The sequence below is a fragment of the Stenotrophomonas sp. ESTM1D_MKCIP4_1 genome (genome assembly GCF_003086895.1).
In the GTDB taxonomy this organism is placed as follows: domain Bacteria; phylum Pseudomonadota; class Gammaproteobacteria; order Xanthomonadales; family Xanthomonadaceae; genus Stenotrophomonas.
Window position 1 is genome coordinate 1,777,611 of sequence record NZ_CP026004.1, and the last position, 24,493, is coordinate 1,802,103.

Annotated in this window: 23 protein-coding genes; 17 read left to right on the forward strand and 6 right to left on the reverse strand. The window is 67.8% G+C overall.

Translation table 11 applies throughout. The features are described 5' to 3' along the window. Window positions 1–73: 73 nt before the first annotated feature. Together C1924_RS08265 and C1924_RS08270 are read right to left on the reverse strand one after the other, a co-directional pair. Entirely contained in the window at window positions 74–1,258 is a 1,185-nt protein-coding gene (locus tag C1924_RS08265) for an NAD(P)/FAD-dependent oxidoreductase (RefSeq protein WP_108764855.1), read from the reverse strand. Further along, entirely contained in the window at window positions 1,255–1,803 is a 549-nt protein-coding gene (locus C1924_RS08270; protein WP_108764856.1) for a YaeQ family protein, read from the reverse strand. Before C1924_RS08270 ends, C1924_RS08265 begins: the two co-directional genes overlap by 4 nt. A gap of 132 nt (window positions 1,804–1,935) precedes the next feature. Between C1924_RS08270 and C1924_RS08275 the strand changes: the two genes are divergently transcribed. Then, window positions 1,936–2,826, forward strand: coding sequence for a pseudouridine synthase (locus C1924_RS08275; protein ID WP_108764857.1), 891 nt, complete (start codon window positions 1,936–1,938; stop codon window positions 2,824–2,826). Here C1924_RS08275 and C1924_RS08280 read toward each other — a convergent pair whose 3' ends face one another. Further along, window positions 2,827–3,315: a YaiI/YqxD family protein gene (locus C1924_RS08280; protein ID WP_108764858.1), complete on the reverse strand. Its 489-nt coding sequence runs from the start codon at window positions 3,313–3,315 to the stop codon at window positions 2,827–2,829. A 302-nt stretch (window positions 3,316–3,617) separates the two neighbouring features. On the opposite strand from C1924_RS08280, the gene C1924_RS08285 reads away from it, so the two are divergent. The 15 genes from C1924_RS08285 to pcaC all read left to right on the forward strand — a co-directional run bounded on the left by C1924_RS08285 (window position 3,618) and on the right by pcaC (window position 18,497). Next, window positions 3,618–3,827 carry a cold-shock protein gene (locus tag C1924_RS08285; protein WP_004153307.1) on the forward strand — a complete coding sequence of 70 codons (210 nt, stop codon included), beginning with the start codon at window positions 3,618–3,620 and terminating at the stop codon, window positions 3,825–3,827. Between the two features lie 176 nt (window positions 3,828–4,003). Next, complete coding sequence (locus C1924_RS08290) at window positions 4,004–4,693, forward strand: glutathione S-transferase (RefSeq protein WP_108764859.1); 690 nt, start codon at window positions 4,004–4,006, stop codon at window positions 4,691–4,693. 31 nt (window positions 4,694–4,724) lie between these two features. Further along, on the forward strand, window positions 4,725–6,290 hold the full coding sequence (locus tag C1924_RS08295; protein WP_108764860.1) for a YdiU family protein: 1,566 nt from the start codon (window positions 4,725–4,727) through the stop codon (window positions 6,288–6,290). 401 nt (window positions 6,291–6,691) lie between these two features. Continuing rightward, the gene (locus tag C1924_RS08300; RefSeq protein WP_108764861.1) at window positions 6,692–8,203 is read left to right on the forward strand and encodes a NosD domain-containing protein; all 1,512 of its coding nucleotides are present in this window, start codon (window positions 6,692–6,694) and stop codon (window positions 8,201–8,203) included. A gap of 22 nt (window positions 8,204–8,225) precedes the next feature. Further along, window positions 8,226–9,527, forward strand: a complete 1,302-nt coding sequence (locus C1924_RS08305) for a carbohydrate porin (RefSeq protein WP_108764862.1) — start codon at window positions 8,226–8,228, stop codon at window positions 9,525–9,527. Between the two features lie 35 nt (window positions 9,528–9,562). Beyond that, complete coding sequence (gene aroD / locus C1924_RS08310; RefSeq protein WP_254051235.1) at window positions 9,563–10,414, forward strand: type I 3-dehydroquinate dehydratase; 852 nt, start codon at window positions 9,563–9,565, stop codon at window positions 10,412–10,414. 53 nt (window positions 10,415–10,467) lie between these two features. Continuing rightward, the gene (locus C1924_RS08315; protein WP_174208951.1) at window positions 10,468–11,787 is read left to right on the forward strand and encodes an MFS transporter; all 1,320 of its coding nucleotides are present in this window, start codon (window positions 10,468–10,470) and stop codon (window positions 11,785–11,787) included. A gap of 171 nt (window positions 11,788–11,958) precedes the next feature. Beyond that, window positions 11,959–12,639 (forward strand): 3-oxoacid CoA-transferase subunit A, encoded by a 681-nt coding sequence (locus tag C1924_RS08320; RefSeq protein WP_108764865.1) that lies wholly within the window; start codon window positions 11,959–11,961, stop codon window positions 12,637–12,639. Then, window positions 12,636–13,283 carry a 3-oxoacid CoA-transferase subunit B gene (locus C1924_RS08325; protein WP_108764866.1) on the forward strand — a complete coding sequence of 216 codons (648 nt, stop codon included), beginning with the start codon at window positions 12,636–12,638 and terminating at the stop codon, window positions 13,281–13,283. The genes C1924_RS08320 and C1924_RS08325 overlap by 4 nt, the downstream gene beginning before the upstream one ends. A gap of 7 nt (window positions 13,284–13,290) precedes the next feature. After that, window positions 13,291–14,499 (forward strand): 3-oxoadipyl-CoA thiolase, encoded by a 1,209-nt coding sequence (gene pcaF / locus C1924_RS08330; protein WP_108767004.1) that lies wholly within the window; start codon window positions 13,291–13,293, stop codon window positions 14,497–14,499. A gap of 69 nt (window positions 14,500–14,568) precedes the next feature. Continuing rightward, window positions 14,569–15,279, forward strand: a complete 711-nt coding sequence (pcaH, locus tag C1924_RS08335; RefSeq protein WP_079221590.1) for a protocatechuate 3,4-dioxygenase subunit beta — start codon at window positions 14,569–14,571, stop codon at window positions 15,277–15,279. 4 nt (window positions 15,280–15,283) lie between these two features. Beyond that, window positions 15,284–15,847, forward strand: a complete 564-nt coding sequence (pcaG, locus tag C1924_RS08340) for a protocatechuate 3,4-dioxygenase subunit alpha (RefSeq protein WP_108764867.1) — start codon at window positions 15,284–15,286, stop codon at window positions 15,845–15,847. 90 nt (window positions 15,848–15,937) lie between these two features. Beyond that, window positions 15,938–17,281: a 3-carboxy-cis,cis-muconate cycloisomerase gene (locus C1924_RS08345; RefSeq protein ID WP_108764868.1), complete on the forward strand. Its 1,344-nt coding sequence runs from the start codon at window positions 15,938–15,940 to the stop codon at window positions 17,279–17,281. A gap of 26 nt (window positions 17,282–17,307) precedes the next feature. Beyond that, entirely contained in the window at window positions 17,308–18,093 is a 786-nt protein-coding gene (pcaD, locus tag C1924_RS08350) for a 3-oxoadipate enol-lactonase (protein ID WP_108764869.1), read from the forward strand. A gap of 23 nt (window positions 18,094–18,116) precedes the next feature. Then, window positions 18,117–18,497: a 4-carboxymuconolactone decarboxylase gene (gene pcaC, locus C1924_RS08355; protein WP_108764870.1), complete on the forward strand. Its 381-nt coding sequence runs from the start codon at window positions 18,117–18,119 to the stop codon at window positions 18,495–18,497. Between the two features lie 187 nt (window positions 18,498–18,684). On the opposite strand, the gene C1924_RS08360 is transcribed toward pcaC, so the two are convergent. Both C1924_RS08360 and C1924_RS08365 read right to left on the reverse strand, forming a co-directional pair. Beyond that, window positions 18,685–19,539 (reverse strand): IclR family transcriptional regulator C-terminal domain-containing protein, encoded by an 855-nt coding sequence (locus C1924_RS08360; protein ID WP_108767005.1) that lies wholly within the window; start codon window positions 19,537–19,539, stop codon window positions 18,685–18,687. A 101-nt stretch (window positions 19,540–19,640) separates the two neighbouring features. Beyond that, a complete protein-coding gene (locus C1924_RS08365) occupies window positions 19,641–22,061 on the reverse strand; it encodes a membrane-bound PQQ-dependent dehydrogenase, glucose/quinate/shikimate family (RefSeq protein ID WP_108764871.1) in 2,421 nt (806 codons plus the stop codon). Between the two features lie 297 nt (window positions 22,062–22,358). Here C1924_RS08365 and C1924_RS08370 point away from each other — a divergent pair, with 297 nt between their 5' ends. Next, complete coding sequence (locus C1924_RS08370; RefSeq protein WP_108764872.1) at window positions 22,359–22,898, forward strand: adenine phosphoribosyltransferase; 540 nt, start codon at window positions 22,359–22,361, stop codon at window positions 22,896–22,898. A gap of 122 nt (window positions 22,899–23,020) precedes the next feature. Here C1924_RS08370 and dbpA read toward each other — a convergent pair whose 3' ends face one another. Next, complete coding sequence (gene dbpA, locus C1924_RS08375; RefSeq protein WP_108764873.1) at window positions 23,021–24,397, reverse strand: ATP-dependent RNA helicase DbpA; 1,377 nt, start codon at window positions 24,395–24,397, stop codon at window positions 23,021–23,023. Window positions 24,398–24,493: the final 96 nt, after the last annotated feature.

A 24,493-nucleotide genomic window follows, 5' to 3' on the forward strand; every position in this document is an offset into this window, starting at 1 on the left:
CAAATCTAGATACACGATGCGCGACGGCCCGTCCATGCGCGCACCCCTTGCGAGGCTGGAACGGCGATGGGGTTCACACCACGCTGCCGGCGGCATGGCCGCTGGCCCAGGCCCACTGGAAGTTGTAGCCCCCCAGCCAACCGGTCACATCCAGCACTTCGCCGACGAAGTGCAGGCCGGGCGCGCGCTTGGATTCCATCGTGGCCGAGGACACTTCAGCGGTATCCACGCCGCCCAGGGTGACTTCGGCGGTGCGGTAGCCCTCGGTGCCGCTGGCCACCAGCGGGAACGCATTCAGCAGCTGCCCGGCCTGGCGCAGCACCGGTTCGTCCAGCTGCCGCACCGGCCGGTCCGGCAACCAGTGTTCGCACAGGCGCTGGGCCAGGCGCTTGGGCAGCACCTCGGCCAGCACGGTGCGCAGCTCTGCGGCGGGCCGGTCGCGCTTCATCTGCCGCAGCCACTCGGTCGCGTCCTGGCCCGGCAGCAGGTCCAGTTCCAGCGCATTGCCGGGCTGCCAGAACGAGGAGATCTGCAGGATGGCCGGTCCGCTGACGCCGCGGTGGGTCAGCAGCATGAAATTCTGGAAGCTCCTTCCATTGCAGCGTGCCTCGATCGGCAGGGCGACGCCACTGAGGTCGGCCAGGCGTTCCTGGTGCGTCCCGCTGAGCGTCAGCGGCACCAGGCCGGCACGGGTCGGCAGTACCTGGTGGCCGAACTGGCGGGCCACTTCATAGCCGAAGCCGGTGGCGCCCATGCTGGGAATGGACAGTCCACCGGTCGCAACCACCAGCGAGGCACAGTGGAACAGTCCCTGCGTGGTGTGCACGCGGAAACCATCGCTGCCCTGTTCGATGCGCTGCACGCTGCAGTCCGTGCGGATCTGCGCGCCCGCTGCCTGGCATTCGTCCACCAGCATCTTCACGATCAGTTTGGAGGAGACATCGCAGAACAGCTGCCCCAGTTCCTTTTCGTGATACGCGATGCGGTGCTTTTCCACCAGCTCGATGAAGTGCCATGGCGTGTAGCGTGCCAATGCCGACTTGCAGAAATGCGGGTTGGCCGACACGAAGTTGGCCGGAGTCGTCCCGGTATTGGTGAAGTTGCAGCGGCCACCACCGGACATCAGGATCTTCTTGCCGACCTTGTTGGCGTGGTCGATCACCTGCACATGGCGGCCGCGCTGGCCGGCGGTGATCGCGGTCATCAGCCCGGCCGCGCCGGCGCCGATGACCAGTACGTCGCAGCGGAGGGTGCTCATGCCTTGGCGCGCTTGCGCCAGTTCGGAATGATGTCGAGCTGGATCTGATCGTTGAGAAGCTGCACTTCGCCATCCTGGATCAGCACGCTGAAACGCATGGCGCGCTGGATCTGCTGGCTCCACTGTTCTACAAAGGCGCCATCGAGGTCGACCACCGACAGGTTGTCGAAGCGGCCCAGGCCCTTGCCCTGCTTGGTCCACCAGATCTCGGAGGCATTGCCGCCATAGTTCACCACCTGCACCTGGCGGCTGCGGTTGCAGGCCTTGCGGATGCGCGATTCATCGGGGTGGCCCAGGTCGATCCACTGCAGGATGTCGCCGGTGTAATCGTGGTTCCACAGGTCAGGCTCGTCGTCGGTGCTCAGGCCGCGGCCGAACTCCAGGCGGTCGTCCGCGTTGAGGGCGAAGGCGAGCAGGCGCACCATCAGGCGCTCGTCGGTTTCCGACGGATGCTGGGCCAGGGTCAGGTTGTGGGTCGCGTAGTAGCCGCGATCCATGTCGCTGATCTGCAGCTCGGCCTTGCGGATGGTGGCGGTGAGGGCCATGGGGAATCCGTGCACTAAAGAGGACAATGATAGAGGTTTGCCGGAAGGGTGTCCGTGGCCGGGGTGTCTGCCGGGCGTCAACGATGGCACGCTGGTTCTCTTTTTCTCTTTGCCGCCGCCGGAGTGGATGCGATGACCCTGCCCAGCCGCCTGCAGCTGCCCCCCGGCGATTGGGCGTGCCTGCTGGATGGGCTGTGCGCGCGTTTTCCGCGCATCGACCGTGGCCAATGGCAGGACCGGTTCGCCCGTGGCCGCGTGCAGGACGCGCAGGGCAGGGCGCTCGCACCGGACCAGCCCTGGCAGGTCGGGCTGGAAATCGTCTATTTCCGCGAGGTCAGCGACGAGCCGCACATCCCCTTCAGCGAGCGCATCCTGTACCAGGACGACCATCTGCTGGTGGCCGACAAGCCGCACCACCTGCCGGTGACCCCCGCGGGCGGCTATGTCCGCCAGACCCTGCTGGCGCGCCTGGTCGCCCAGACCGGGAACACCGGCCTGGTGCCCCTGCACCGGCTCGACCGGCTTACCGCCGGGCTGGTGCTGTTCTCGCAGCGGCCCGATTCGCGAGACGCCTACCAGCGGCTGTTCCGCGAGCGTCGCATCGACAAGACCTATGAAGCGCTGGCGCCGGGCCTGCCGGGCCTGCGGTTCCCGATGGAACGGCAGAGCCGCATCGTGGCCGGCGAACCGTTCTTCCGCATGGCGGAGGTGCCGGGCGAGCCGAATGCGCGCACCCGGATGGAGGTGATCGCGGCCGACGGGGCGATCTGGCACTACCGCCTGCGGCCGGAAACCGGGCGCAAGCACCAGTTGCGCGTGCACATGGCCGCTCTGGGGGCTCCGATCCTGGGCGACGACCTGTATCCCGAACTGCTGCAGCCGCCGGCCGAGCCGCTGCGGGCGCCGCCCCTGCAGTTGCTGGCGCGGGCCCTGGCGTTCCAGGACCCGTTGAGCGGGGAACGACGGGTGTTCAGCAGCGAGCGTTCACTGCACTGGCCGGATGCCCCGACCGACGGGCGCTGATCAGCGCGACCTGATGCGCGCCAGCCAGCGGTCCAGCTCGGCGGCGAACAGCTGCCGGTCGCGCGGGCCCAGCGGCGGCGGCCCGCCTGTCTGGACCCCGGCGCCGCGCAGTTCTTCCATGAAATTGCGCATCGACAGCCGCTCGGCCATGTTGTTGGCGGTGTACAGCTGCCCGCGCGGGTTGAGCGCGACGGCCTTCTTTTCCAGTACCAGGGCAGCCAGCGGGATGTCCTGGGTGACGACCAGATCGCCCGCGGCCACCCGTTCGACGATGGCACTGTCGGCCACATCCAGGCCCTGCGGCACCTGGATGGCCCGCAGCCAGCGCGAGGGCGGGGTGCGGATCCACTGGTTGGCGACCAGGGTCAGCTCCAGGCCGACCCGCTCGGCCGCACGGAACAGGATGTCGCGAATCACCACGGGGCAGGCATCGGCATCGACCCAAATACGCGGGCGGCCCTGTTCAGCTTGGGTTTCAGCTTCAGTCATCCGCCCAGTGTAGGGTAGGAAAAACCTGAATGGGGGCTCGGGTTTAGCCTCGATCGGCTGCCAGCCCTTGTCACGCCTAGGCGGGCAGGGGATGCCGCTGAATGTCGGGGCTATCGCTTTTTCCTGAAAACACGCGTATCGTTCGACCCACTGTGTTTGCTAGGGTCACCGTGAATCGTGGCCTGGTGCAGTTGATCTCACGATCCGCTCATCGATCCGCTTTACCAACGCCTGCAACTCAGTCTCGGCCCCGATTCCCGGTGGCTGCGATTTTTTCAACATGTGTTTCAGGAGTTAGTCAAATGTCTGATCGTCAGACCGGCACCGTCAAGTGGTTCAACGACGCCAAGGGCTTCGGCTTCATCACCCCGGAAAGCGGCCCGGACCTGTTCGTGCACTTCCGTGCGATCCAGGGCACCGGCTTCAAGACCCTGCAGGAAGGCCAGAAGGTCACCTTCATCGCCGTCCAGGGCCAGAAGGGTATGCAGGCTGACCAGGTGCAGGCGGTCTAATCCGTCTGCTGCCTTTGGGTAGCCAGAACGCCGGAAGCGAAAGCTTCCGGCGTTTTTTTTTGCTTCCGTAGAGTCGAGCTTGCTCGACTGCCGCAGAAGCAGTCGAGCAAGCTCGACTCTACAAAAGCCATACATCGGCTCGCGGTACCATGCGCGCTTCCCTCAGGAGCCCGCCCATGCGCATCGTCCACCACCTGGAAAACTCCCGTTCACTGCGCGTGTTGTGGATGCTGGAAGAACTGGGACTGGACTACCAACTGCGCCGCTACCCGCGTGATCCAAAGACGCTGCTGGCACCCGCCGAACTGCGCCAGGTCCATCCGCTCGGCAAGTCGCCGGTGCTGCAGGATGGGGATCTGGTACTGGCCGAGTCCGGGGCCATCCTCGACTACCTGGCCGACCGCTACGACACCGATCGTCAGCTCTCGCCGCCGCCACTGCCGGCCGAGACCGCCGAGCGCATCGACTATCGCTACTGGCTGCACTACGCCGAAGGTTCGGCGATGCCGCCGTTGCTGTTGACCCTGGTGATCGGCCGTATCCGCAGCGCGCCCATGCCCTTCTTCGCCCGGCCCATCGCCCGCAGCATCGCCGACAAGGCTGAGCGCGGTTTCATCGGCCCGCAGCGCCGCCTGCACCTGGACTGGATGGAACGGCGCTTGGCCGAAAGCCCCTGGTTCGCAGGTGATCGTTTCAGCGCGGCCGATATCCAGATGAGCTTCCCGATCCAGGCGGCGGCCGCGCGCGGCGGCGGCCTGGACGACAAGCCGGCCCTGCGTGGCTTCCTCGCGCGCATCGCCCAGCGCCCGGCCTACCAGCGCGCCGAGGCGCAGGGCGGCGCCCTGCAGGCGCTGCGCGGCGATTGAGGAGCGGCGCCGTCGCCCCCATCCTGCAGGCATGGATACGACCGCCCCCCGTTTCGACAACCGATTGCTGACCGCCCTGCCGGGCGACCCCGAGAGCGGGCCGCGCCGCCGCGACGTCCGTGGTGCCGCGTGGTCATCGGTGATGCCGACCCCGGTGGCCGCGCCGACCCTGCTGGCCTGGTCGCCCGAGGTTGCCGCGCTGCTCGGCTTCGATGCCGCTGATGTGACCGGCGAGGACTTCGCGCAGGTGTTCGGTGGCAACGCGCTGTACGCGGGCATGCAGCCGTGGGCAGCCAACTACGGTGGCCACCAGTTCGGCCACTGGGCCGGGCAGCTGGGCGATGGCCGTGCCATTTCGCTGGGTGAGCTGGTGGCAGCTGACGGACGTCACTGGGAGCTGCAGCTGAAGGGCGCCGGCCCGACCCCATATTCGCGTGGCGCCGATGGCCGCGCTGTGCTGCGGTCGTCCATCCGCGAGTTCCTGTGCAGCGAAGCGATGCATCATCTCGGCGTGCCGACCACGCGCGCGTTGTCGCTGGTCGGAACGGGTGAGGACGTCGTGCGCGACATGTTCTACGACGGTCACCCGCGCGCCGAGCCGGGCGCCATTGTCTGCCGCGTCGCCCCCTCATTCATCCGCTTCGGCACCTTCGAGCTGCCGGCGTCGCGCGGTGAGACCGCGCTGCTGAAGCAGCTCGCCGACGCCTGCATCGCCCGCGACTTCCCTGAGCTGCAGGGTGAGGGCGAAGCGTTGTATGGCGACTGGTTCGCGCAGATCGCGGTGCGCACCGCCGAGCTCATGGCGCACTGGATGCGCGTTGGTTTCGTGCACGGGGTGATGAATACCGACAACCTGTCGGTGTTTGGCCTGACCATTGATTACGGTCCCTACGGCTGGGTGGAGGATTACGACCCGGACTGGACGCCCAACACCACGGATGCGCAGGGCCGTCGTTACCGTTTCGGCACGCAGCCGCAGGTGGCGTACTGGAATCTCAACCGGCTTGCGCAGGCACTGTCACCGCTGTTCGCGGACGTGCAGCCGCTGCAGGCGGGGCTGGCGGCATTCCAGAGCACGTTCGTTGCCTGTACGCGCCGCGATGCCGCTGCCAAGCTGGGCCTGGCGGCCGCCGACGATGACGACCTGCAGCTCTACCTGCGCTGGCAGCAGCTGCTGCAGGACGGAAGCATGGACATGACCCTCGCCTGGCGGGCGCTGATGCGCGTGGATACGGCGGCACCGGACGTGCGCGTGCTGGATGCGGTGTACTACGACCCCGAACGCCAGCAGGCGGTGCAGGCGCCGCTGCAGCAGTGGCTGCAGGACTACGCCGTGCGACTGCGTGCCGACCCGCTGACGGTGGAGCAACGGTTGGCGAAGATGGCCGCGGCCAACCCGATCTACGTGCTGCGCAACTGGCTGGCACAGGAAGCGATCGACCGTGCCGGGCAGGGCGATATGGGCGGTGTGCAGGCGTTGCAGGAGGTGCTGCGTGATCCGTACATCGAGCGCCCGGGGCTGGAGCACTATGCCGGCAAGCGGCCGGCGTGGGCGGACCACCGCGCGGGCTGCTCGATGCTGTCCTGCAGTTCGTAAGGGGTGTTTTGCAGGGCTTGCAGCCCTGCACCTGCGGTAGTGCCGGCCGCTGGCCGGCAAGGGGTCGGATCCCGTTGCTGCGCAACGGTCTCTGACCCCGATTCATTTCGGTATCCGACAGATTTCATCCACCCATGGGATTCATCCTCGCATGGCGTGGATCTGCTGGCTGCAACGAACGGCCTACAACCATGGTATTACCCATTCAGTGCGATATTCGCACGCGTAGTCGATTACCGCACTTGAATGGTGCGGTGCGATAAACCTAATTTCACTTCCGCAGTTTCATAGCAGTCCAAGCGATCCACCCCTGGCGGGGCGAGGGCAGCAGCCGGTCCGGTGCTGAAGCCAGGTGCAGGGGAAGACCGCAGGATTTCCCTTCACCTGTGCGGAGTGATCGCATGCGCCGTCGTCTGTCCGTTGTTTCCCTGTCCCTGCTTGCCGTGCTGCCGTCGCTGGCACTGGCCTACCAGGCCGAACCGCCGCGCGAGGCCCTGCAGGTGCTGCGCGTGGACCGCTACGCCGACGATGCCAACGCCGGCTCGCTGCGCTGGGCCATCACCACCGCCAATGCTGCGCCGGGCCGCTACCGCATCGAGATCGACGCCGTCGGCACCGCGCCCTACGTCATCAAGCCGGCGTCGCCGCTGCCGGAGATCAAGGGTCCGGTGCAGATCGTCGGCACGCCCTGGGCGCGCGATGGCCAGTACGTCGCCATCGACGGTTCGGGCTACGTCACCGGTACCGGCACCGATGCCTGCCCGGGTGCCGAGCCCGGCCAGTCGGGCACCAACGTACGCACCACGACGCTGCCGGGCCTGGTCCTGCGCGATACCCAGGGCGTGGAGTTGGCCGGCCTGGAGATCCGCAACTTCTGCATCGGCGTGCTGGTCAACCGTGCCAGCCACAACGAGATCCATGACAACCGCATCGTCGCCAACAAGGGCGGCGCCGGCATCATGCTCACCGGCGACGATGGCAAGGGCCAGTCCACCGCCACCACCACCGTGCACAATCGCATCGTGCGCAACGAATTCCTCGACAACGGTGATGGTCTGGAACTGACCCGTGGTGCGGCCTGGAACCTGGTGGCCGACAACCTCTTCCAGTCCACGCGGGCCAACCCGGAGCCCTCGCAGGGCATCGAAATCCTGTGGGGCAACGACAACAGCGTGGTCCACAACCGCTTTGTCGATTACTCCGATGGCCTGCAGATCAACTGGGGCAACCGCAACTACATCGCGGCCAACACGTTCACCGGCAATTCGCTGGGCCTTAGCATCACCGGCAGTGGCAACGTGGTCGATGGCAACACCATCACCGGCAATGGCATCGGCATCGGCGTGCGCCCGCAGCCGGTCAGTGCGCCGAACCGCTTCACCGCCAACCGCATCTACGGCAATGGCCTGCCGATCGAGCGCTGTGAAGCCGGCGGCGCCTGCGTGAAGGGCCAGCCGCGCGGTGCCATCGTGTTCGGCGTACCGGGCCTGGAGCACGCCAGCTTCGTGGGTTCGCGCGGCCGTGGCGTCGACAACGATCCGTCCAAGCGCGCACGCATCTGCACCGCGGCCGGCCAGGCGGACTGCCAGCCGCTGCCGAACCTCGGCCAGGCGGCACCGCAGCTGACCGCCGTGCAGGGCAAGGGCGCCCAGCGACAGCTGGTCGGCCATTTCCAGGGCGTGCCCGATACCCGTTACCAGGTGGAAGTGTTCGGCAATCGCGCCGCCACTGGCACTGAGGCCGAGCTGGTGCTGGGCAGCGTGGAGGCACGCACCGATGCGCAGGGGCAGGGCAGCTTCACCTTCCCGCTCGGTACCGGTGCCGATGCTGCCGCTGCCAACAGCCTGACCGCCACGGTCACCTCGGCGCAGGGCGCCACCTCCCCCTTGAGCGCGCCGCTGTCGCTGCGCTGATCACCTCCTCGAGACCGCCATCATGAATTTCGCGAAACCCGCTTCACTGAGCATCTCCCTCGGCCTTCTGGCCAGTGCATTGCTGCCGGCCCTGGCCAGCGCGCAGTCCAGCAACCGTTATGAAGGCAAGACGCTTACCGGCGACTGGGGTGGCACCCGCACCGATCTGTTCGAGCGCGGCATCGCCTTCCGCGGTGACTATGTCGGCGAGGCGATGGGCGTGGTCGATGGTGGCTACGGTGAGACCGGCGCGCGCTACGCGCAGCAGGTGCGCGTGGGCATGGATCTGGACATGGGCAAGCTGGCCGGCTGGGATGGCGGTGCGTTCCACTTCACCCTCAACGACCGTCGCGGCCGCAGCACGTCGGTGGACTTCGTCGGCAACCGCTTCCCGATCCAGGAAGCGTACGGCGGCCAGTACACGCGGTTGACCGAACTGAGCTACGACCAGACCTTCAACGCGGGCCAGTCGTACTACAAGCTGGGCTACTACGCGATGGGCAACCAGTTCGGCCTGCACAGCCTGCTGACCCACTTCGTCAATGCGGCCTTCTGCGCACACCCGCTGGCGATGTCCGGCAACAGCGGTTGGTACAACTACCCGATGGCACGCTGGGGCGGTGAGTTCGCCCAGCAGATCAGCCCCGCAGTGAACGTGCGCACCGGTTGGTTCCAGGTCAACCCGAACCTGGGCGGCAATATCGAACGCAACGCCTTCCGTCCGTTTGTTTCGGGCACCACCGGCTCGTTGTTCCCGGTGGAAGTGACCTGGACGCCCGCCAAGGGCAGCCGCTATGCCGGCGTCTACAAGTTCGGCGGTTACTACGACACCTCGCGCGTGGACAAGCGGGGCCTGGATACCTCGCCGACCACCGGCCGCCATGGCGCTTACGTGCTGGCCGAGCAGCGGCTCACCCAGGAATCGGCCGACCCGAGCCGCGGCCTGACCGCCTTCGCGCAGTACATGGTGTCCGACACCGACACCGCGCAGATCAAGCGCTGGTATGCGCTCGGCGGGGTCTACCAGGGCATCGGCTCCCGCGCGCAGGACAGCATCGCGCTGGGCTACGTGGGTGCCGACATCAACGACCGCCTGGTCGACGCACGCCGGGCCACGCTGATGAGCGGTGGCGTACCCACCGATTCACCGCTGTACAACCTCAGCCAGGCCGAGGAACTGTTCGAGCTGTCCTACAGCTTCCAGGTGAACCCGTGGCTGATGATCCGCCCCGACGTGCAGTACATCGTCAACCCGGGCACGTTCAATTACAGCGGGACGGACAACGCCTGGGCCGTCGGTGTCCAGGCCAAGGTGACCTTCTGATGGCCGCGCGTTCCCTTCATGCTCTGGTGACTGCCATGAAATTCCCGTTCGCTTCCGTTGTCCTCGCCGGTGCGCTCAGCGCCTCCCCCCTTCTGGCGATGGCCGCACCGCCGCCGGCGGTGCTGCAGGTCGGCCAGCTGCGCATCGGCGAGGGCAGCCCCCGCACCATCGTGCCGATCACCGGGGCCACGGCCGAGGTCGCCCTGCAGCAGGCCGCCGCCATCGCCGCCAGCAAGGCCACCGACATCGCCGAATGGCGCATCGACTACCTGGACATCGCCACCGACGGCAAGGCACTGGTCGCACTCGGCAAGCGCATCCAGGCCACGCTGGGTGGCAAGCCGGTCATCGTCACCTTCCGCACCAAGGCTGAAGGTGGCGCCAAGCCGATCAGCGACGCCGACTACGGTGCGCTGTACGCCACGCTGCTGCGCGGTGGGGTCGCCCAGCTGATCGATGTCGAGATGTTCCGCGACCCGAAGGTGGTGCAGGCGCTGGTGGCGCAGGCCCACAAGGCCGGAGTGAAGGTGGTGATGTCCAACCACGACTTCCACGCCACGCCGCCGCGCGAAGAGATCGTCGCCCGACTGCTGACGCAGCAGGCGCTGGGTGCGGACGTGCTGAAGATCGCAGTGATGCCGCGCGATGCCGGCGATGTGCTGGCCCTGCTGGACGCCACCTGGCAGGTGCGCCAGCAGAGCGACAAGCCGCTGCTGACCATGTCCATGGGCGGTACCGGCGTGGTCTCCCGCCTGGCCGGTGAAACCTTTGGCCAGGCCCTGACCTTCGGCATGATCGGCACGCCGTCGGCGCCGGGCCAGGTCGAGGTCGATCGCCTGCAGGACGTCCTGCAGGTCATCCACGCATCCAGCCAGGCCGGTCACTGAGACCTTCCCCGCCGGACGTTCCATCGCATCACGCTGTTGCAGGAATCCGCACCATGAGCCACGCCTCCGCCGCTGCACCGCCGCTTGTCCTTGAACGGATGAGTCCCTTCCAGTGGACCGCCATCGCCATCTGCGTGCTGTTGAACATGCTCGATGGTTTCGATGTGATGGTCATGGCCTTCACCGCGCCGCACGTGTCGGCAGACTGGGCGCTGTCGGGCAAAGTGCTGGGCCTGATGCTCAGCGCCGGCCTGGTCGGCATGGCGCTGGGTTCGTTCCTGCTGGCGCCGCTTGCCGATCGCTGGGGGCGGCGGCCGATGATCGTCTGCTGCCTGCTGATCCTCACCAGCGGCATGGCGCTGTCGGCGCTGGCGGCCAACGCCTGGCAGCTGGGCGCACTGCGCGTGTATACCGGTATCGGCATCGGCGGCATGCTGGCCGGTGTCGGCGTGATCACGGCCGAGTATGCCAACGCCAAATGGCGCAGCACGGCCGTCGCACTGCAGGCGACCGGCTATCCGATCGGCGCCACCGCGGGCGGCCTGCTCGCGGCGTGGATGCTGGAGCACTGGTCCTGGCACAGCGTGTTCCTGATCGGCGCCGTGGCGTCGCTGCTGTGCATTCCGCTGGTGCTCAAGTGCCTGCCCGAATCGCTGGATTTCCTGGTCGCACGTCGCCCGGCCGATGCGCTGCCGCGTCTGAACGCGCTGCTTTCGCGCATGCGCATGCCCGAGCTGCAGGCGCTGCCGCCGGCACCGGTCCGCAACGGACAGCGCCAGGGCTACGCTGCGCTGTTCGTGGGCGACCTGCGCCGCGTCGCGCTGCTGATCGCGCTGGCCTTCTTCCTGCACATGTTCGCGTTCTACTTCGTCCTCAGCTGGACACCGAAGCTGCTGGTCTCGGCCGGTGTGTCGGCACAGCAGGGCATTACCGGTGGCGTGTTGTTGAACCTGGGTGGCATCGTGGGTGGCAGCCTGTTCGGCTGGCTGGCCTCGCGCTGGTCGCTGTCGAAGCTGACGGCCGGCGCCTTGCTGCTGGCGATGGTGTCGATGCTGGGTTTTGCAGCGTTCAACACGCAGCTGGGTGTGGCCTTCCCGCTGGCCTTCGTGATCGGCGCAGCGTTGTTCGCGGCGATGGCCGGTCTGTACGCAGCGGCACCGGTGGTGTTCGCCGCCGAAGTGCGCACCACCGGCCTGGGCTGGGCCATCGGCATCGGCCGCGTCGGCGCGATCCTTTCGCCGCTCACCGTGGGCGTGCTGGTCGATGGAGGGTGGCAGCCGTCTTCGCTGTACGTGCTGTGCGCGTTGCCGCTGCTGCTGGCGGCGTGGGCGTGCCTGGGCCTGCGCGTCGGCGTGGGCCAGAACCGGCGTTGAACGCATGGCCAGGCAACCGCACTCAATGTGCGATTATCGAATCGCATGGCCGGATATCGGATTGACCGGAAGGGGTGCCATGGCGACCATGTCCGGGTCGCGTTTTCCCTTCGCAGTGGCCCTGCAGCGTGGCGGCGATGACCGCCGGCAGGCAGGGCAAGGAGCAATGCAGTGATCGACAAGACCGTGGCCAGTGCGGAAGCAGCGGTGGCCGATATCCATGATGGCGCCACCGTGATGATCGGCGGCTTTGGCACCGCCGGCATGCCCGACGAGCTGATCGATGCGCTCATCGCGCAGGGCGCGCGCGAACTGACCATCATCAACAACAACGCTGGCAACGGCGATACCGGGCTGGCCGCGCTGATCAAGCACAAGCGCGTGCGCCGCATCGTCTGCTCGTTCCCGCGGCAGGCCGATTCGCAGCACTTCGATGCAGCCTACCGCGCTGGCGAGATCGAACTGGAACTGGTGCCGCAGGGCAACCTTGCCGCGCGCATCCATGCGGCGGGTTCGGGCCTGGGCGCGATCTTCACCCCCACCGGCTACGGCACCGAGCTTGCGCAGGGCAAGGAAACGCGCGAGATCGACGGCCGCCACTACGTGCTTGAGTACCCGCTGCATGCCGACTTCGCGCTGATCAAGGCAGACCGTGGTGATCGCTGGGGCAACCTGGTGTATCGCAAGACAGCCCGCAATTTCGGCCCGCTGATGGCGATGGCCGCACGCTGTGCCATCGTGCAGGTGCGGGAGGTGGTGGCGCTGGGCGAACTGGACCCGGAAGCGGTGGTGACCCCCGGCATTTTCGTGCAGCGCGTGGTGCCGGTGGCCGCAGAAGGAGTACAGGCATGAACAAGCTCAGCCGCGAACAGATGGCCGCGCGCGTGGCCCGCGATATTCCCGAAGGTGCCTACGTCAATCTGGGCATCGGCCTGCCGACCACGGTCGCCAACTTCCTGCCGGCCGACAAGGAGATCTTCCTGCAGTCGGAAAACGGCCTGCTGGGCATGGGCCCGGCGCCGGCCCCCGGGCAGGAGGATCCTGATCTGATCAATGCCGGCAAGCAGCCGGTGACCCTGCTGACGGGCGGGTGCTATTTCCACCATGCCGATTCGTTCGCGATGATGCGTGGCGGGCACCTCGACATCTGCGTGCTGGGCGCCTTCCAGGTTTCCGCGCACGGCGATCTGGCCAACTGGAGCACCGGTGCACCCGACGCCATTCCTGCCGTGGGTGGTGCGATGGACCTGGCCATCGGTGCCAAGCAGGTCTTCGTCATGATGGACCTGTTCACCAAGAAGGGCGAAAGCAAGCTGGTGGCCGAATGCAGCTACCCGCTGACCGGCCTGCGCTGCGTGTCGCGCGTATACACCGATGTGGCGGTGTTCGACCTCGGTGCCGACGGCGCCACCGTACTGGAGATGGTCGACGGCATGGATATCGAGCAACTGCGTGAACTGACCGGCCTGCCGCTGGCACTGGCCGAAGGAGTCTGAGATGGGCCTGCACGAAACCTACATCGTCGATGGCATCCGCACCCCGATCGGCCGCTACGGCGGTGCACTGTCCGGCGTGCGCGCCGACGACCTCGGCGCGATCCCGCTGAAAGCACTGCTGGCGCGGCACCCGCAGCTGGACCCGGCGCTGATCGAGGATGTCTACCTGGGCTGCGCCAACCAGGCCGGCGAAGACAACCGCAACGTCGCCCGCATGAGCCTGCTGCTGGCCGGCCTGCCGGTAACGGTGCCGGGCAGCACGATCAACCGCCTGTGCGGCTCGGGCCTGGATGCCATTGGCACCGTGGCCCGCGGCATCGCCGCAGGCGAGCTTGGCCTGGCCATCGCTGGCGGCGTCGAATCGATGTCGCGCGCGCCGTTCGTGATGGGCAAGGCAACCTCGCCGTTCGTCCGCGACCAGCAGATGGAAGACACCACGATGGGTTGGCGCTTCATCAACCCGCGCCTTCGTGAACTGCATGGCGTGGAGACGATGGGCCAGACCGCCGAGAACGTGGCCGAGCGCTACGCCATCAGCCGCGAGGACCAGGATGCGTTCGCCCTGCGCAGCCAGCAGCGCACGGCCGCAGCGCAGGCGCGTGGCTTCTTCGATGGCGAAATCGTGGCGGTGGACGTGCCGGGCCGCAAGCGCGGCGAGACGGTGACCATCGACCGCGATGAGCACCCGCGCGGCGATACCACTGCCGAGGCGCTGGCCAGGCTGAAGCCGCTGTTCCGCCAGCCGGGCACCGTCACTGCCGGCAATGCGTCGGGCATCAATGATGGCGCTGCCGCACTGCTGCTTGCTTCGGGTGCGCAGGTGAAGGCGCTGGGCCTTGCCCCGCGTGCGCGCATCCTCGGCTTTGCCAGCGCCGGTGTGGAGCCGGCCATCATGGGCATGGGGCCGGTACCGGCCAGCCAGAAGCTGATGGCACGACTGGGGCTGTCGATCACCGATTTCGATGCCATCGAACTGAACGAGGCCTTCGCCTCGCAGGGGCTGGCGTGCATGCGCCAGCTCGGCCTGGCCGATGATGCTGCACACGTGAACCCCAACGGCGGCGCCATCGCCCTGGGCCACCCGCTGGGCATGAGCGGTGCGCGGCTGGCGCTGACCCTGCTGCGCCAGCTGGAGGCCGGTGGCGGCCGCCGTGGCCTGGCCACGATGTGCATCGGCGTCGGGCAGGGCGTGGCCCTGGCCATCGAACGCGTGTAAGCCTTTCCCCGGATCCATGATCTGCAAGACAGCTGCGGCCTGCGGGCCGCTCGCCAACAGGAGTACGCCATGAGCGATCCCACCGAACTGCGCGGTTACCGCAAGCCGTACCCCGGCAGCCAGCCGCCGCGCATCCATCTGCCGTACGCGTCCACCGCGCTGCGTGGCCCGGGCACCGACCCGATCGCCATCCCGGTGACGCTCTCGGAAGTGACCGGCCCGAGCATCAACCGCATCACCCTGGGTGAACATGCCGCCGACCTGACTGCTGGTTTCCCCGGCCAGCCGCAGGGCGAGCGCATCATCGTCAGCGGCCGCGTGCTGGATGAAAACGGCCGCCCGGTGCGCAACACCGTGGTGGAGGTATGGCAGTGCAACGCCGCCGGTCGTTACCTGCACAAGGGTGACCAGCATGACGCGCCGCTGGACCCGAATTTCAAGGGCACCGGCCAGGTGCTGACCGACAGCGAAGGCCGCTACCGCTTCACCACCATCAAGCCGGGCGCGTACCCGTGGCGCAACCACTACAACGCCTGGCGCCCCGCGCACATCCACTTCTCGCTGCACGGCGATGGCATCGGCCAGCGCCTGGTCACGCAGATGTACTTCCCCAACGACCCGCTGTTGGCGTTCGACCCCATCTACAACTGCGTGGACGACGCCAAGGCGCGCGAGCGCATGGTGTCCTCGTTCGATTGGGAAAACACCGCCAACGAATTCGCGCTCGGCTACCGCTTCGACATCGTGCTGCGCGGTCGCAAGATGACCGTCTGGGAGTAAGACCATGAGTTTCCAATCCACTCCGTGGCAGACCGTGGGCCCGTACTACCGCCTGGGCCTGGAACCGCTGTACCGCACCGAAATCGCCCCGGCCACCGCGCAGGGTGAGCGCGTGGAAGTGCAGGGCCAGGTGTTCGATGGCAATGGCGTGCCGGTGTCCGACGCCGTGCTGGAAATCTGGCAGGCCGACGCCCAGGGTATCTATGCCCACAGCGAAGACCCGCGCCGTGACGACCACGATCCGACCTTCGACGGCTGGGGCCGCGTGCCCACCGACGACCAGGGCCGCTTCGCGTTCACCACGGTGAAGCCGGGCCGCGTGCCTGGCCTGCGTGGCGAACCACAGGCACCGCATCTGGTGGTCCTGGTGTTCATGCGTGGCCTGCTGCAGGCCACCCGTGGGCGCATCTATTTCAGTGACGAGGCCAGCAACCCCGAGGACGGCATTCTTGCCCTGGTGCCGGCCGAACGCCGCCACACCCTGGTCGCGCAGGCGCAGGGGAAGGGCCTGTATCACTGGGACGTGCACATGCAGGGCCCGGACGAGACGGTCTTCTTCGCGTACTGATCACGGCGCGCCCCGCGCGCCTTCCGGCCACTCCACGCCCGCGTGCAGCGGGCGCGGGTAAGCTGTGGCCACCCAGGATGGACTGCACCGATGAGCCTTTCCCCAACGCTGCTGGGCGGTCTGTTCGGCGACCCCGTCGTCGACGCCGTGTTCAGTGATGAAGCACGCCTGCAGGCGATGCTGGATGTCGAACGCGCCCTGGCGCGCGCACAGGCGCAGTGCGCGGTGATCCCCGCCGCTGCGCTTGGCCCGATCGAAGCGGCCTGCAACGCCGCGCTGTACGCGGTGCCGGCGCTGTCGGCTGCCACCGCACTGGCCGGCAACCCGGCCATTCCGCTGGTCAAGGCGCTCACCTCGCAGGTCAGGGCGAACGACGCCGATGCCGCGCGCTGGGTGCACTGGGGCGCCACCAGCCAGGACATCATCGATACCGGTGCGGTGCTGCAGCTGCGCGCCGCGGTCAGTCATGTGCAGGCGCAGCTGCGGGTACTGTGCGTTGCACTGGCGCGGCTGGCAGAGGCCGAGCGTGGCACCGGCCTGCCCGGGCGCACGCTGCTGCAGCAGGCGGTGCCGGTGACGTTCGGATTGAAGGCGGCCGGATGGCTCGATGCGCTGCAGCGCAGCCAGCGTCGTCTGGCTGCCCTGGCAGAAGACACCCTTGCGCTGCAGTTCGGCGGTGCCGCCGGCACCCTGGCCTCGTTGCAGGCGCGCGGCTTGGATGTGGCCGAAGCTCTGGCGGCCGAGCTGCAGTTGCCGCTGCCGGCGCTGCCCTGGCATACCGCGCGTGACCGCATCGCCGAGTTCGGCAGCGTGTTCGCGCTGCTCACCGGCAGTCTCGGCAAGATCGCCACCGACATCGTGCTGCTGATGCAGTCCGAGGTGGCCGAGGCCTTCGAGCCGGCGGGCGAGGGCAAGGGCGGTTCCTCGGCGATGCCGCACAAGCGCAACCCGGTGGGCTGCGTGGCTGCCATCGCTGCAGCCACCCGCGTGCCGGGCCTGCTCTCCACGCTGTTCAGCGCCATGCCGCAGCCGCACGAACGCGCGGCGGGGCAATGGCACGCCGAATGGGACACGGTGCCGGAGATCGTACGCCTGTGTGCCGGCAGCCTGGCCCAGGTGAGCGCGGTGGTGCAGGGCCTGCAGCTGGACCGCGAGCGCATGCGCCAGCACCTGGACAGCCATGGCGGCCTGCTTTATGCCGAAGCCGTGGCCGTTACCTTGGGCGAACGCATCGGCAAGGCGGCCGCACACGCGCTGGTGGAACAGGCGGCCAAGCAGGCGCTGGCCCAATCGCAGCACCTGCGCGTGATACTGGGGCAGACCCCGGAGGTCACCGCGCAGCTTTCCGCCGCGCAACTGGATGCCCTGTTCGCCGCCGACAGCTGGCGTGGCATGGCCGATACCTGGATCGACCGCGTGCTCGCGCGCGGCTGATCCCTACGTTCAACGCTGGAGCACGCATGCCCTTTCTCGACCTTCCGCAGCATCGCCTGCATTACCAGACCGAAGGCCGCGCCGAAGGGCCGTGGCTGACCTTCTGCAATTCGCTGGGTACCGACCTCGGCATGTGGCAGCCGCAGGTGGAAGCGCTTGCCTCGCAGTACCGCATCCTGCGCTACGACCGTCGCGGCCACGGCCAGTCCAGTGCGCCGCCGGGGCTGTACAGCGTGGCCGAACTGGGTGCCGACGTGCTTGCGCTGTGGGACCACCTGGGCATCGAGCGCAGCCACTTCTGCGGGCTGTCTATCGGCGGCCTGACCGGGCAGTGGCTCGGCGTGCATGCCGGCAACCGCCTGCGCACGCTGACCGTGGCCGCCACGGCGGCGAAGATCGGCACGCTGGAGGGGTGGCAGGCGCGTATCGCCCAGGTCCAGCATGACGGCCTGCTGCCGCTGGTCGATGGCACCCGCGAGCGCTGGTTCACCGCAGCATTCGCGCAGGCCCATGCCAGCCAGGTGGAGGACATCCTGCAGCGCTTCCTTGCCACCAGCGTTGCCGGCTATGCCGGTTGCTGCAATGCGGTGGGCACGGCCGATTTCCGTGATGCACTGGGCCGCATCGACGTGCCGTTGCTGGCCATTGCCGGTGATGACGACCCGGTCTGTGTGCCGGCCGAGCTGCAGGCCATCGCCGATGGCGTGGCCCGCGGCCACTACGCCGCCGTACCGGGCCGCCACATCTGCAACCTCGAATCGCCGCAGGCGTTTACGTCTGCCCTGGCCGCGCATCTTTCGGCGCAGCACTGACCCCGCACTACAGGTAGACCACGATGGACGAACAGCAACGCTACGAAGCCGGCCTTGCCGTGCGCCGCCAGGTACTGGGCGAGGCACATGTCGAACGCTCGTTGCAGGCACGCACGGATTTCACCACCGAATTCCAGGAGTTCATCACCCGCACGGCGTGGGGCACGGTGTGGACGCGCGAGGGCCTGCCACGGCACACCCGCTCGCTGTTGACCATCGTGATGATGGTGGCGCTGGGCCACGACGAGGAATTCAAGCTGCACATCCGCGCTGCCCGCAACAACGGTGTGACACCGGAAGAGATCAAGGAAGTACTGCTGCAGGCGGCCATCTATTGCGGCGTGCCGGCGGCGAACCACGCCTTCGCACTGGCCAAGCCGATCCTGGAAGAGCAGGCTGCCTGAAGCCGGGGTCGGATCCCTTTCCGCAGGAAAGGGCTCTGACCCCGCCTTCCGGTAGTGCCGGCCGCTGGCTGGCAACCTCGTGCACAACGGCGATGCCGGCCAGCGGCCGGCACTACCAGGTGCGTTGCGCCGTTGAATGGGGTCAGAGCCCTTGGTGTTGCCAAGGGATACGACCCCGGCGCATGCCTCAATTCAACAACGTGCCCAGCCGCTGCGCTGCTTCGCGCAGGCGCGGCAGCAGCTGGGTCTGCATCACGCCCAGGCCGATGCGTCCGGCCTGCGTGCCGATGTTCAACGCCGCCACCACCTCGCCGCTGCGCGAGCGCACCGGCACGGCAATCGAGCGCAGGCCGATCTCCAGCTCCTGGTCGACCAGTGACACTCCATCGCGACGCACCTTGTCCAGCAGGTCGAGGAAATCCTCCATGCGGGTGACGGTACGCTCGGTGCGCGGTCGCAGCGGCGTGCGTTCCAGATAACCTTCCAGCGTGTCGCGCGGCAAGGCCGCCAGCAGTACGCGCCCCATCGAGGTGCAGTAGGCCGGCAGGCGGCTGCCCGCGCGCAGGCCGATCGACATGATGCGTACGGTCTCCGCACGCGCCACATACAGGATGTCATCGCCATCGAGCACGCCCAGCGAGCACGATTCGTGCACGTCGTCGCGCAGGGCATCCAGCACCGGCTGCGCAGCCGCGGTCATCGACGAGGAGGCGACATAGGCGCCCCCCATGCCCAGCACGCGCGGCAGGAGCACGTAGCCGCGGCCCTGTTCGCCTACATAGCCAAGCTTTTCCAGCGTGTACAGCACACGTCTTACAGCCGCGCGGGAAATCCCAGTGTCGGTGCTGATCTGCGACATCGTCACTTCGCGCGGGTGCTGCGAAAACACGCTCAGCACGGCCAGGCCGCGACCAAGCGAGGTCATGAAATCCGGATCGCCCTGGTTGTCCTGGATCTGCTGCATCAGCTCATGGGCCAGGCCGCGATCCTGCGGCGGCGCAGGCGGGCGCTTGGGGCGACGGCTGGGAGGAACGGCAGGCATGGCAGCAGCTTTCATCGGGTTCGACCTTGCATGGTAAGCGCTCGAACCAGCAACCGGTACCCGTGCGGCGCAGCCGGTGTGGCTGCGCCGCGTGGCAGTGGTTACCTGCGCTCGGGCAGCGCGTAGGCGATCACATAGTCGCCACGGTCCGGTGACTGGCGTGCGCCACCAGCAGAGATCACCACGTACTGGCGGCCGGTGGTCGGCGAGACGTAGGTCATCGGCGTGCCCTGGCTGCCGACCGGCATGCGGGCCTTCCACACTTCTTCGCCGGTGCGGCTGTCGTAGGCGCGCAGGTAGTAATCCTGCGTGCCTGCGAAGAACAGCAGGCCCGACTGCGTGGCCAGCGAACCGCCCAGGGTCGGCATGCCGATCGGAATCGACAGGCCCATCTTGATGCCCATCGGGCCGGTGTCCTTCACCGTGCCCACCGGGACCTGCCAGACCAGCTGGCGGGTGGCCAGGTTGATGGCCGACATCGTGCCGAACGGCGGCTTCTGGCAGGGAATGCCCAGCTTGGACAGGAAGCGGTCGCGCAGCGAGCCGTACGGCGTACCGGTCTGCGAGGCCGCGCCCATTTCCACGCCACCGGCGCCGCTGGTCATCTGCGCGCGCGGGATCAGCTTGGTCCACAGGCCCAGGCGCATGTCATTGACGAACAGGTAGCCGGTGGTGGGGTCGACCGAGGCGCTGCCCCAGTTCATGCCGCCCAGCGAGCCGGGCCACTGCAGCGCCAGGTCTTCACCCGGCGGCGTGTACATGCCGTCGTAGCGGAACTGCTTGAACTGGATGCGGCACAGCATCTGATCGATCGGCGTGGCGCCCCACATGTCCGATTCGGTCAGCGTTTCAGCGCCGATCTGCGGCAGGCCGACCGACAGCGGCTGGGTGGCGGCATAGCGTTCGCCCTGCGCATTGCCCTGCGGCGCGGGGATATCGCGTACTTCGCTGATCGGCACGCCGGTCTGGCGGTTGAGCATGAAGATCTGCCCGGCCTTGGTGATCTGCAGCAGGGCCGGCAGCGTGCCGCCCTTGCCGTCGGGCACATCGGTCAGGGTCGGCTGTGCGGGCAGGTCGTAGTCCCACAGATCGTGACGTACCGTCTGGTAGACCCAGCGCTCCTTGCCGGTGGCAACGTCCAGCGCGACCACGGCCGAGCTGTACTTGTCATCCTGCGGGGTGCGCTCGCCGGCCCACTGGTCCGGCGTGGTGTTGCCGGTGGGCAGGTAGACCAGGCCCAGCTGCGGGTCGTAGGCCATCGAGGTCCAAACGTTCGGGGTGGCGCGCGTGTAGTGGATCGACGGATCCAGCGGCACGTCCGGGGTTTCCTTGGACAGGTCCCAGACCCAGGCCAGTGCACCGGTACGCACGTTGTACGCACGCACCACGCCGGACGGTTCACCCACTTCGATGTTGTCGGCCACGCGGCCGCCGACCACGATCAGATCGCCCGCCACCAGCGGCGCGGCGGTGAGGGTGTAGAAGCCGGGCTTGATCTCGCCCATGCCCACCTTCAGGTCGACCACGCCGTTGCTGCCGAAGTCCGGGCACAGGGCGCCGGTGCTGGCATCCAGCGCGAACAGTCGCGCGTCGATGGAGGTCATCAGGATGCGCTTTTCGCACAGCGCCGGGGCGGTGCTGGTCGTTGCGGCAGCCGGCAGCGGCGCGGGCGCCGGGGCCGCAGTCGCGGCAGGCGCTGCGGTGGCTGCATCGAAGTAGCCCAGGCCGCGGCAACGCTGCCAGTTCGGCGCGGTGGCCTTGGGATCGAAGGCCCAGCGCTGCTTGCCGGAATCGGCATCGAGCGCGATCACCTGGTTGTGCGGGGTGCACAGGTACAGGGTGTCACCGATCTGCAGCGGCGTGTTCTGGTCCTCGGCACCGAAGCCGTTGCTTTCCGGCACATCACCGGTGTGCGCGGTCCAGGCAACCTGCAGTTCCTTGACGTTGGCCGGGGTGATCTGGTCCAGCGCGGCAAAGCGGGTGCCTGCAGTCGTGTTGCCCCAGTGCATCCAGTCGCGCTGTTCAGCGCCCTTGGCCACCGGCACCACCGGCGGCGTCGTGCCCTGCGCGGTCTGCACCGGGCGCGGCTGGAACGCCGACACCGCGGTACCCAGCAGGCCGACCAGCAGCAGCGCAGCCACGCCGTAAGCGCCGCGACCTGCCAGCTGGCCGCGACTGCGGCGCAGCACCGGCCAGGCCAGGGCCACCAGCAGCGCCAGCACCGCCGGCATCACCAGGCGCGAAACCAGCGGCCAGAAATTCCAGCCCGCATCCACCAGTGCCCACAGCAGCGTTGCCACGAAGGCCGCACCGTACAACAGCGCACCGTTCGGCCGGCGCATCACCAGCAGTACACCGGCAACCGCCGTCACCGCGCCCATCAGCAGGAAATACCAACTGCCCCCCAGCTGTACCAGGCGAACACCGCCGACCAGCAGAGCCAGGCCGAACAGGGTCACCAGGATGCCGAGCAGGACCACCAGAACACGGCACAGGGCCGGAACCTTCGTCGTCTCGTCCACGTTGCATGAACCTCATTGCGAAAAACCCGCGCGGAGGCGGGGAAGCCCCGCGCGCGCCAGGCGTGGCGGGGGCCGACGGTATTCCGGGCGGCTGCGGGCCGCGAAGGCGGGCAGGCGTCGGCCTGCTTATGACGCAGGCTGGGTGAATGACCGGTTAGGGCGATTATCGCACGGTTGTGCGATATTGGCGTGACGCGACGCCGTCACGGGTGGAACGCAGCGGCGCGGTGGTGCCGGGAACGGGCAGGGCCGGAGCGAACCGGTTACCCTATGCCGCCATACAAGCTGGTAGCTGCAATGACCGACGCCACCGTGGCCGTCCCCGCCTGGGCCTCGCGCTTGCGCGATATCGCCGATTTCCCGAAGCCCGGCATCCTGTTCAAGGACATCATGCCGCTGCTCGCCCACGGCGAAGACTTCCGCGGCGCGATCACGGCCATGGCCGACCGCTGGCGCGGGCAGCAGCTGGACGCCATCGTCGGCATTGAATCGCGCGGTTTCATCCTGGGCGCCGCCATGGCGCTGGAACTGGGGGTGGGCTTCGTGCCGGTACGCAAGCCGGGCAAGCTGCCGGGCAAGGTGCTGCGTGAGGAGTACACGCTGGAATACCGCAGCGACTGCATCGAAGTGCATGCCGATGCGCTGCAGGCCGGTGCCCGCGTGGCCATCATCGATGACGTGCTGGCCACGGGCGGCACCCTGGGTGCTGCGCTGTCGCTGGTGCGCCGCCTGGGCGTTGAAGTGGTGGGTGCCGGCGTGCTGGTCGAGCTGGACGGCCTCGGCGGTCGCGCCCGTTGGGAAGCGGATCTGCCGCTGCACACCGAACTGGTGTTCTGACCGGGCGTACCGCCCGGCCATGGCCAACCTTGGTTTACGGCAATCCGGTAGTCGCCAACCTTGGTTGGCGCCGCTTGGAAGGCCAACCAAGGTTGGCCGCTACCAGATCACGTTGCCCGCAATCACATCATCCGCACGCGGAAGCGACGGCCCTTGATCTTGCCGGCTTCCAGCTTCGCCACGGCCTTCTGCGCCTGCCCGCGGGCGATGGCCACGTAGGAGCGGGTAGGGAAGATCGCGATCTTGCCGATGTGCTTGCCTGACAGGCCGGCATCGCCGGTCAGCGCGCCGAGGATGTCGCCCGGGCGCAGCTTGTCGGTCTTGCCACCATCAATGCGCAGCGTGCGCATGGCGGCCTGCGGCAGCTCGGCCGGGCGCGAGGTCGCCAGCGGGGTCTTCTGCCAATCCAGCGGCTGGCCCATCTGTGCTTCGATCGCCTCGGCACGGGTCTTCTCGCGGCCGGCCACCAGGCTGATCGCCAGACCGCTGGCACCGGCACGGCCGGTACGGCCCACGCGGTGCTGGTAGCTCTCCACGTCGGTCGGCAGCTCGTAGTTGATCACCGCCGCCAGCTCTTCCACGTCCAGCCCACGCGCGGCCACGTCGCTGGCCACCAGCACGTTGCAGCTGCGGTTGGCCAGGCGGAGCAGTACTTCCTCGCGGTCACGCTGCTCCATGTCGCCGTGCAGGGCCAGCGCCGAGAAGCCGAACTGCTGCAGCGAATTGGCGACCTCATCCACGTCCTTCCGGGTGTTGCAGAACACCACCGCCGATTCCGGCGTGTACTTCAGCAGCAGGCCGGCCAGCGCTTTCTGCCGGTGCGCCGGTTCCACTTCGCAGAACAGATGGCGGATGGCCGGGGCCTGGTCGGCGCCTTCCACGGTGACTTCCACCGCATCGCGCAGCAGATCGCGGGCGATCTGGCGGATGCTGTCAGGGAAGGTGGCCGAGAACAGCAGGCTCTGCCGGTCCTTGTGGGTGCGGCCGGCAATCTCGCGGATGGGCTCTTCAAAGCCCATGTCCAACATGCGGTCGGCTTCATCCAGTACCAGCGTGCGCACCGCGCCCAGGTTCAGGGCGCGCTTGCGGGCCAGTTCCTGCACGCGGCCGGGGGTGCCGACCACCACGTGCGGATCGTGGCCTTCCAGCGAGGCCAGCTGCGGACCCAGCGGCACACCGCCGACCAGCAGCAGCAGCTTCAGGTTGGGGATGCCGGTGGCCAGCTTGCGGATCTGCTTGGCCACCTGGTCGGCCAGCTCGCGGGTCGGGCACAGCACCAGCGCCTGCACGCGGATCAGGCTCGGGTCGATGGCCTGCAGCAGGCCCAGGCCGAAGGCGGCGGTCTTGCCGCTGCCGGTAGGCGCCTGTGCGATCACATCGCGGCGATCGAGGATGGCCGGCAGGCTCTGCGCCTGGATCGGCGTGAGAGTGGTATAGCCAAGGGCCTCGAGGCCGGGCTGCAGGGCCGGGCTCAGCGGCAGGGTCGAAAAGTCAGTCATGGCACATTGTACCTGTCTGCGCGGCAGGGCCCGCTTGATGGGATGGGGTCGGATCCCATTCCGCAGGAATGGGCTCTGACCCCATCGGAGTCGTCA